The organism is Catenibacterium sp. CAG:290 (genome assembly GCF_000437715.1).
Lineage (GTDB): Bacteria > Bacillota_I > Bacilli_A > Erysipelotrichales > Coprobacillaceae > Catenibacterium > Catenibacterium mitsuoka_A.
Genome location: NZ_FR898772.1, coordinates 46,875 through 54,733 on the forward strand (window position 1 = coordinate 46,875; position 7,859 = coordinate 54,733).

The 7,859-nt window shown below is 32.9% G+C and carries 9 protein-coding genes; 6 read left to right on the plus strand and 3 right to left on the minus strand.

What is annotated here, in order from left to right; genetic code table 11:
- Positions 1–41 precede the first annotated feature (41 nt).
- Positions 42–464 carry a VanZ family protein gene (locus tag QVO42_RS01820; protein ID WP_022424486.1) on the plus strand — a complete coding sequence of 141 codons (423 nt, stop codon included), beginning with the start codon at positions 42–44 and terminating at the stop codon, positions 462–464.
- Between the two features lie 57 nt (positions 465–521).
- Here the strand turns inward: QVO42_RS01820 and QVO42_RS01825 are convergent, their stop codons facing one another.
- Positions 522–1,427: a diacylglycerol/lipid kinase family protein gene (locus tag QVO42_RS01825; RefSeq protein ID WP_022424487.1), complete on the minus strand. Its 906-nt coding sequence runs from the start codon at positions 1,425–1,427 to the stop codon at positions 522–524.
- Positions 1,428–1,430: 3 nt separating this feature from the next.
- Positions 1,431–2,645, minus strand: a complete 1,215-nt coding sequence (gene pepT, locus QVO42_RS01830; RefSeq protein ID WP_022424488.1) for a peptidase T — start codon at positions 2,643–2,645, stop codon at positions 1,431–1,433.
- A 117-nt stretch (positions 2,646–2,762) separates the two neighbouring features.
- Here pepT and QVO42_RS01835 point away from each other — a divergent pair, with 117 nt between their 5' ends.
- From QVO42_RS01835 to QVO42_RS01845, 3 genes are all read left to right on the plus strand, one after another.
- The gene (locus tag QVO42_RS01835; protein WP_022424489.1) at positions 2,763–3,353 is read left to right on the plus strand and encodes a ribonuclease H1 domain-containing protein; all 591 of its coding nucleotides are present in this window, start codon (positions 2,763–2,765) and stop codon (positions 3,351–3,353) included.
- Positions 3,350–4,246 (plus strand): exonuclease domain-containing protein, encoded by an 897-nt coding sequence (locus tag QVO42_RS01840; protein ID WP_022424490.1) that lies wholly within the window; start codon positions 3,350–3,352, stop codon positions 4,244–4,246. The genes QVO42_RS01835 and QVO42_RS01840 overlap by 4 nt, the downstream gene beginning before the upstream one ends.
- Before the next feature lie 155 nt (positions 4,247–4,401).
- Entirely contained in the window at positions 4,402–4,725 is a 324-nt protein-coding gene (locus QVO42_RS01845; protein WP_022424491.1) for a PadR family transcriptional regulator, read from the plus strand.
- 58 nt (positions 4,726–4,783) lie between these two features.
- Here the strand turns inward: QVO42_RS01845 and QVO42_RS01850 are convergent, their stop codons facing one another.
- Positions 4,784–5,893 (minus strand): YdbT family protein, encoded by a 1,110-nt coding sequence (locus QVO42_RS01850; RefSeq protein ID WP_022424492.1) that lies wholly within the window; start codon positions 5,891–5,893, stop codon positions 4,784–4,786.
- A gap of 132 nt (positions 5,894–6,025) precedes the next feature.
- Between QVO42_RS01850 and QVO42_RS01855 the strand changes: the two genes are divergently transcribed.
- Together QVO42_RS01855 and QVO42_RS01860 are read left to right on the plus strand one after the other, a co-directional pair.
- The gene (locus QVO42_RS01855; protein WP_022424493.1) at positions 6,026–7,033 is read left to right on the plus strand and encodes a glycosyltransferase family 2 protein; all 1,008 of its coding nucleotides are present in this window, start codon (positions 6,026–6,028) and stop codon (positions 7,031–7,033) included.
- A 73-nt stretch (positions 7,034–7,106) separates the two neighbouring features.
- Complete coding sequence (locus QVO42_RS01860) at positions 7,107–7,772, plus strand: phosphatase PAP2 family protein (RefSeq protein ID WP_022424494.1); 666 nt, start codon at positions 7,107–7,109, stop codon at positions 7,770–7,772.
- The last annotated feature ends 87 nt before the right edge of the window (positions 7,773–7,859 follow it).

Below are 7,859 nucleotides of genomic sequence, written 5' to 3' on the forward strand. Positions count from 1 at the left end.
GATAGTCATATAGTTCATGATCATATTAACAGGAGGAAATTATGAAAAAGACCCTATCGTTTAAATCATGCATTATCGTGTTCTACTTACTTGTATTTATCGCATTTATAATAGAGAAAAGACCTATTCTAAGTAATAGTACACCTTACTTCTCTAGAATAGCCAATGCGACTAATCTTGTTCCGTTCTACTATGATCCTAATTCAAATTATCAGGCGTTACAGATGAATATTATCGTGAAGATATTCTTAGTGATGCCAATCGCATTATATTATGTGATCAAGAAGGATTGTACATTAGGACAGTTAATCACATTTATTTTAGGTGTTAGCTTTATTTTCGAAGTAGCTAAATTACTTTCATTAAGAGGCTATTTTGATATCACTGATTTCTTCTATTATATGGCAGCTGCTGCCCTTGCTTACTATATCTATAGAAGTATCAAGTTCTTTACAAAGAAATAAATAACTTAACATCATGAACTAAAAAGGAGGAAAATCAATTGATTTTCCTCTTTGTGTTTACTTTTCATCCTGGTCTGGAATAATGAGTGAAACTGCATGTCTTAAACATTCAACATGAACAGGGAAACTCTGTCCTTTTTCACCATCAATATCATAGACAATATCTTCATCACAACTGATTGTGATATCCTTTGCCTGAACATAACGAATCATTGGATTTTGAGGATGAAGATTACGCTTATAATCCATAAAGACATTAAGTAGTTCAGCTACATTCCCTTTTTTAATAATAATAAGATCTAACTTACCATCACTTGTAGAAGCATATGGAGTCACTCCTGGAAATCCTCCTACATGAGAACTATTCGTAATCATGAATAAGGCGGCATCTTCTTCAAACTCTATTTCATCTGCTTTTACTTTAAGATGAAGTGATAAGCCTAACTGTTCAGGTAACATCTTCAATCCATTGATATAGTAGGCAAGAGGACCAAATTTCTTCTTTTCCTCTTTAGTGACAAGAAATCCAATATCACTAAACATACCACCACTTAATACATTCGCAAAACAATGATCATCTACATAACCTGCATCAATCTTCTTTGTCTTAAAACGAGCAATCATATCACGGAATGCTTCTGGTGTATTAGGAAGATTAAGGTAAGTCGCAAAGTCATTGACAGTACCTGCTGCTAGTATCGCAAGAGGAATCTTAGATTCACTCTTAATAAGTCCTGTTATGATTTCATTAATAGTACCATCCCCACCTACTGCCACAATAAAGTCATATTCATTTTTAGTCAGTCTAGCAGCACGTTCTAATCCATCATTCTTACCTCTAGTAAAGTAAGTATCAATCGTATTCACATTAGTATGAAGAATTAATTGACCAATAAACTGATCAATAGATTTCTGGAATGCATGTGTACCACTAGAAGGATTAATAATAAACAAACACTTCATATATTATGCCTCCTTAATCAATTCAAGAAGTAACTTAACACCCTTTTTCATAGAATTAATACTACAGAATTCATAAGGACCATGGTAGTTATATCCACCAGTACCTAAGTTAGGACAAGGAAGTCCCATAAAGCTTAAATTAGCTCCATCAGTGCCACCTCTAATAGGAGATGCAATAGGCTCAAGTCCTATATTGATCATAGCTTGCTTTACCTTATATACAATATCAGGCGTCTTATTGATAACTTCAATCATATTCTTATACTGTAAAGTAAAGTCAATATCAATATAATTGCCATGATTGACCTGATTTAAATAAGAAGCAGCAAGCTGCATTGTATGAATCATATCATGCATATTATCCATGTCATGATCTCTTAGAATATAAGTCATCTTAGCTGTAGAAACATCACCTTCCATATGATGAAGATGATAGAAGCCTTCTTTATGTTCTGTTGCTTCAGGACGCTTATTATCACCAAGCATTGTATCAAACTGACGACCTAAAGTAAGAGCATTCACCATCTTACCTTTAGAATCGCCTGGATGATAACTCTTACCAGTAATAGTGACATCAGCCTTATAGGCATTGAAGTTTTCAAAACTGAATTCATCAATTCTACCACCATCTACTGTATAAGCATAATCAGCACCAAATCTCTTTACATCAAAGTTTTCAGTACCTCTACCTACTTCTTCATCAGGAGTAAACGCAATACAGATATCACCATGCTTAAAATCTCTATTCTGGCAGATATACTCTACCATACTCATAATAATAGCTACACCTGCTTTGTCATCTGCACCAAGAAGTGTAGTTCCATCAGTTGTAATTAAATCATCACCCACAAGACCCTTTAATTCAGGATTTGTTTCTGGATCTAAATACATCTTCTTTTCTTCATTAAGAATAATACGTCCTCCTGGATAAGAACGGATAATACGTGGATGAATATCATGTCCACTTGCATCTGGAGAAGTATCCATATGGGCAATAAATCCAATTGCTTTCATAGGCTCATCAGAATTACTATAAATCTTTCCGTATACAATTCCCTGATCTGTTCTTTCTACTTCATCTACACCTAAAATCTGCATTTCTTCACTTAAGAAATCAGCTAAATCAAATTGTTTTTCTGTAGAAGGAGATGTTGTAGAAGATTCATCAGACTGTGTATCAAAACTCACATATTTTAAAAATCTCTTTTCAATCAACATAAAATAACCTCACTTTGTTTATTTCTTTCATTTTAACATAGTAAATAGTTTTTGTGAACTTGCATAATTAACTAGACAACGCCTATTGTTTTCATTATTATGGGGTAGGTGATAAAAATGAAATATTATGCCGTAAAAAACGGAAGAGTACCAGGTATTTATAACTCTTGGGCAGAATGTCAGAAGCAGATTCATGGCTTTAAGAATGCTTCTTATAAGTCCTTTACATCACGCACGGAAGCAGAAGAGTTTATTTCTGATAAAAAAGAAATACCTCAAATGGAACATGGGTTAATTGCTTATGTAGATGGTTCTTTTAATGCGAAAAAGAAAGTATATGGTTATGGTGCTGTATTAATTGATGGACAGCAGGTCATTAAACGTCTTTGTGGACATGGAGATAATGAAGAATGTATATCTAGTCGTAATGTCGCAGGAGAAATATTTGGGGCACTTGCAGCTGTAAAGTATGCAGTAGAACATCCTGAATATGATGGTATTGTGATTTATTATGATTATATGGGTATTGAAAAGTGGGCTATTGGAGAATGGAAAGCTAATAAAAAGCTGACACAGTATTATGCTGATAAAATGGCTAAATACCGTAAACAATTGCCTATTGTCTTTATGAAGGTAGAAGCTCATACAGGTGACTTCTATAATGAACAGGCAGATCAGTTAGCAAAGAAAGCAGTGGGAATTGAATGAGTGAAAAAATAACAATCTTTGATATTGAAGAATTAAATAATGATCCTGTTAGTATCTGTTCTATTGGAATAGTCGTATTGGAGGATATGAAAGTAAAAGAAACATTCTATTCACTTATTAGACCTCCTAAATTGACTTTTGATCCTTATCGTTATAAGGTTCATAAGATCAGACCACAGGATTTAAAGAAACAACCCACATTTCCGGAAATCTGGCCAAAGATTAGTCAATATTTTGAAAACAGTATTGTGATATCTCATGATATCCAGTCAGATCTTAATCATTTATTGGCAGTATTTAGAAGGTTTCGCATAAGAAAGCCTACTTGTTTCTTATCATGTACATTAGTACTCGCCAAGCTGTTTCATCCTGAATTACAAAAGTATGGCTTAGGTTCTCTATGTGATTATTATTCAGTGGAATTAGAGAATGCCCATAACGCATTGGCTGATTCTTTAGCCTGTGCAGAGCTTTTAAAGAAGATGATGGATGAACATCACTATACAAGTCTTAAAGAGCTTCACGAGAAGGAAAATGTCCCTTTAGGACGTATGACAAGTTCTTTTATTGAACCTCTTGTATCAAGTGATAAGGTACAGGAAGTAAAGATGGGAATACAGAAAGAAACAGTTGCTTTCACTGGAAAACTTGCTCATACAAAACAAGAAATAGAAGCATTTGTAGAACAGGATGGTATGACACCATCATTCCATGTCACAACACAGACAAGATATCTCGTTATTGGAAAAAAGGACTACAAGCAGACAAGATATCAAAAAGGCAATAAGAAGATTAAAAAAGCCATGACACTATCAAGACAAGGTCAGGATATTAGAATCCTACATGAAGACCAGTATATTGATATGGTAAGAAAAAGAACTCTTAAGGCATAGAGTTCTTTTTCTTACACACTATTTTAAAAAAATGACGCTTTTTTATTGAAAAAACAGTATAAAAGTACAGTTTGGTGCACAAATACGTCATTTTATTGAAAAAATGTATTGAAAACGCTTCTAAGATTTGATACCCTTATTGTAGGTGATTAATTATGGCAAAGACTTCAAACTATTTATTTAAACTTGATTTAATGATTTTAAGCTTATTGAAAGAAAAAGATCAATATGCGTATGAACTAACTAAAGAGATTGCAGAAAAATCTAAGGGTCGTATTGAACCGAAGAATGGTACTATGTATCCTATTATCTACAAACTCATTGAAAATGGCTATATTTCAAGCAATACAATCATTTACCACAATAAAGCTAGAGTGTATTATCACCTAGAACCAGCCGGAAAGGAATATTTAGACAAGATTATTGTGGAATTTGATGAACTAGTGGATTGCATCAATTCATTTATTCACAAAGATTAAAATAGAGTTCCCATCATGGAACTCTATTTTTTTGCATAAAAAAGAAATAGGCAAATGCCTATTTCTTGATTTCTTTATAACTGACTGCGAAAGGTCCAGTTTTAGTAACGATTGTGATTGTATCGCCTTTCTTATACTCTTTAAATTCTTTTGCGGTAGCACGATAAGTAAATTTCTTTTCACCTGTTTTTACATTGAAATGATATACCTGTGAGAATTTAGTTGCATAATGTTCTGTCTTAGTAATAACACATTCTTCTGTATTAGTTACCTTTGCAAGAGGATCATTGATCCAGCATAATGCAAGTGGAATAAAGATAACTAGGAAGCATGTAAATAATGCATCTCTAGGTAATCCAGCTTTTTCACCAATCCAGCGATAGAACACAAAGATAATTAAGAATACAATGATTGTTGCATAAATAACAGGTTTTGTATTTTCCATTGCATATTTAGTAAATAGAATTAACCATCCTGTAATAGTAGGGATAATAAAGTTACCGAAGAACAATCCATACAATTCCTTGATTGCTGGCTGATTTCCTTCGGCAGTTAGACCTAAATAGTAAATACCTGCAAGCACAGGGATAACGATAGAAATTAATCCACCCACAACAAGAGAATCAAGTGCACCAATCATACCAGCCACTAATGACACTAACTGGATAAGTGTTAATACAAGCATTACTGGTTTAGTAACTGATACAGCAGGCATACGACTAGGTGCTTCCTTTGTACCCTCAACATCTTCATAAGGGATCTTATGATCAGTACATTCTTCAACTAATTCAGCTAAATCAGCCACTTCAAATTCTAATGAAGAAAGCTGTGCAATCACTCCTTCTTTAGAATAAATAGTAAGTGTTTTACCATCATCTACTAGTTTAGTAATGTCTTCATAAGCATACTTCTTTTCATTATTACCTTCTTTAAAAGTAATATCATCTTCAGTCATCATATAAGAGAAAGTCTTCTTCTTATTCACCTTTAAAGTGATATAAATCATAAGTAGAAGCCCGATGACACCAAGCCCTGTAATCACATAATAACCGTCTTTTGCTTCTATAAAGCCAAGAACTAACATGATAATACCAAATACAGGACAAAGGAACTTCATTGTACTAATATGAAATAGTAAACTATCCTTATATGTTACGTCTCTATTCATTTGTTTACCTCAACTCCTTACGTATACAGTATATATTACATTAATTTTAGATGTAAACACAAGCGATAGTTGATAAATTATAGCCTTATTAAGGTGATTTATGGTAAAATAAATCTATATGGAGGTAAATATATGAAAACTCTTACAGTTGCAGTGCCTTGTTATAATTCACAGGATTATATGAGACATGCTATTGAACCATTATTAATATGTGAAAATGATATTGAAATCTTAATCATTGATGATGGTTCTAAGGATAAGACAGGAGAGATAGGAGATTTATTAGAGGAAGAATATCCTGCAACAATCAGATGTATACATCAGGAAAATGGTGGACATGGTGAAGCAGTGAATACTGGTTTAAAGAATGCAACCGGACGCTTCTTTAAAGTATTAGACAGTGATGACTGGTTTGATGAAGCATCTTTAGTTAAAGTGATTCAGACATTAAAGAAACTTGGTAATGATGTCGATATGATGATCTGTAACTATGTCTATGATAAACCATCAAAGAATACACAGAAGCCTATTCGTTATACAAATGCATTACCTGAAAATAAGATTTTCAGATGGTATGATGTGAAATATTTCTATCCATCACAGAACCTATTAATGCATTCAATTATCTATCGTACAGAAGTATTACGTGCAAGTGGTCTTGTACTTCCTAAACATACATTCTATGTAGATAACTTATTTGTGTATGAACCTATTCCATTTGTTCAGACTATGTATTATCTAAATGTTGATTTATATCACTATTTCATTGGTCGTGATGATCAGTCAGTGAATGAAACAGTGATGATTAAACGTATTGATCAGCAGATTAGAGTGAATAAACGTATGATTGATGCGATTGATATTGATAAACTTAAATCACGTAAGATGAGAAAATACTTAATTAAGTATTTATCTATGATTACTACAGTAACTACAGTACTTTGCGTAAAGAGTGGTACAGAAGAAAACCTACAGAAACGTAATGATTTATGGGCTTATATGAAGGATACAAAGCCTGCCGTTTATAAGGAAGTAAAGAAGACTGCATTAGGTCTTGCTATGCAATTAAATGATCCACTAGGACGTAAACTAATCGTTGGTGGATATAAACTTGCACAGAAACTATTTGGTTTCAATTAACAGTGATTCTATCACTGTTTTTTTATGTTGACTATTACCTACTGAATCGATAGAATAAACTTTGGGTGATTAAATGATTAAGAAATTCATAAAGACTCATGAACATGCATGGGTTCTTGTCTATTTTGTATTTTATATGCCTTGGTACTTTGGCTTACAACAAAGAGATATTAGTCATTTCTTTGATATGTATGTAGGATTAGACCGTATCATACCATTTGTACCAGCATTTATTATTCCTTATATCTATTGGTTTTTATTTGTTGCAGGAACTTTGTTATTCTTGTTTTTCTATGATGCAGATGAATTCTATCGTGGCTTTTCATTTCTTGCCTGTGGTATGACTATTTCACTTATCATATTCACAATCTTCCCAACAACATTCTGTCATCGTCCAGAAGTACTTACAGGGAATGCCTTTGAACAATTCTGGTTAAGATTTATTTATGGGGCAGATAAACCAACTAACGTATTTCCGAGTATTCATGTATTTAATTCAATAGGATGTGCGATAGCACTCATTAAATCAAAGAAATTCAAAGATAATAAACCAATGCATATATTTGCGATTATCTCAGCAGTACTTATTACATTATCTACAATGTTCATCAAACAGCATTCATTTATGGATGCTGTAGCAGCAAGTATAATCGCATATGTGCTCTATCAGCTCATTTATAAGAGAGAACATCCACGTTTACGTCAATTTGTATATTCTAAGTTTCCTAATAAAGGCTAAAGGTGTCAGTAAAATGACACCTTTTTAATCGCAATAGTTTATAAAATAATAAAGAGGCTGTCTCGAAATAAATGACAGTTTTCCAAA

Coding starts and splice junctions, on each gene's coding strand:
- QVO42_RS01820 (WP_022424486.1), top strand. CDS start 42: ATGAAAAAGACCCTATCGTTTAAATCATGCATTATCGTGTTCTACTTA.
- QVO42_RS01825 (WP_022424487.1), bottom strand. CDS start 1,427: ATGAAGTGTTTGTTTATTATTAATCCTTCTAGTGGTACACATGCATTC.
- QVO42_RS01845 (WP_022424491.1), top strand. CDS start 4,402: ATGGCAAAGACTTCAAACTATTTATTTAAACTTGATTTAATGATTTTA.
- QVO42_RS01855 (WP_022424493.1), top strand. CDS start 6,026: ATGAAAACTCTTACAGTTGCAGTGCCTTGTTATAATTCACAGGATTAT.
- QVO42_RS01860 (WP_022424494.1), top strand. CDS start 7,107: ATGATTAAGAAATTCATAAAGACTCATGAACATGCATGGGTTCTTGTC.
- QVO42_RS01850 (WP_022424492.1), bottom strand. CDS start 5,893: ATGAATAGAGACGTAACATATAAGGATAGTTTACTATTTCATATTAGT.
- QVO42_RS01835 (WP_022424489.1), top strand. CDS start 2,763: ATGAAATATTATGCCGTAAAAAACGGAAGAGTACCAGGTATTTATAAC.
- pepT (WP_022424488.1), bottom strand. CDS start 2,645: ATGTTGATTGAAAAGAGATTTTTAAAATATGTGAGTTTTGATACACAG.
- QVO42_RS01840 (WP_022424490.1), top strand. CDS start 3,350: ATGAGTGAAAAAATAACAATCTTTGATATTGAAGAATTAAATAATGAT.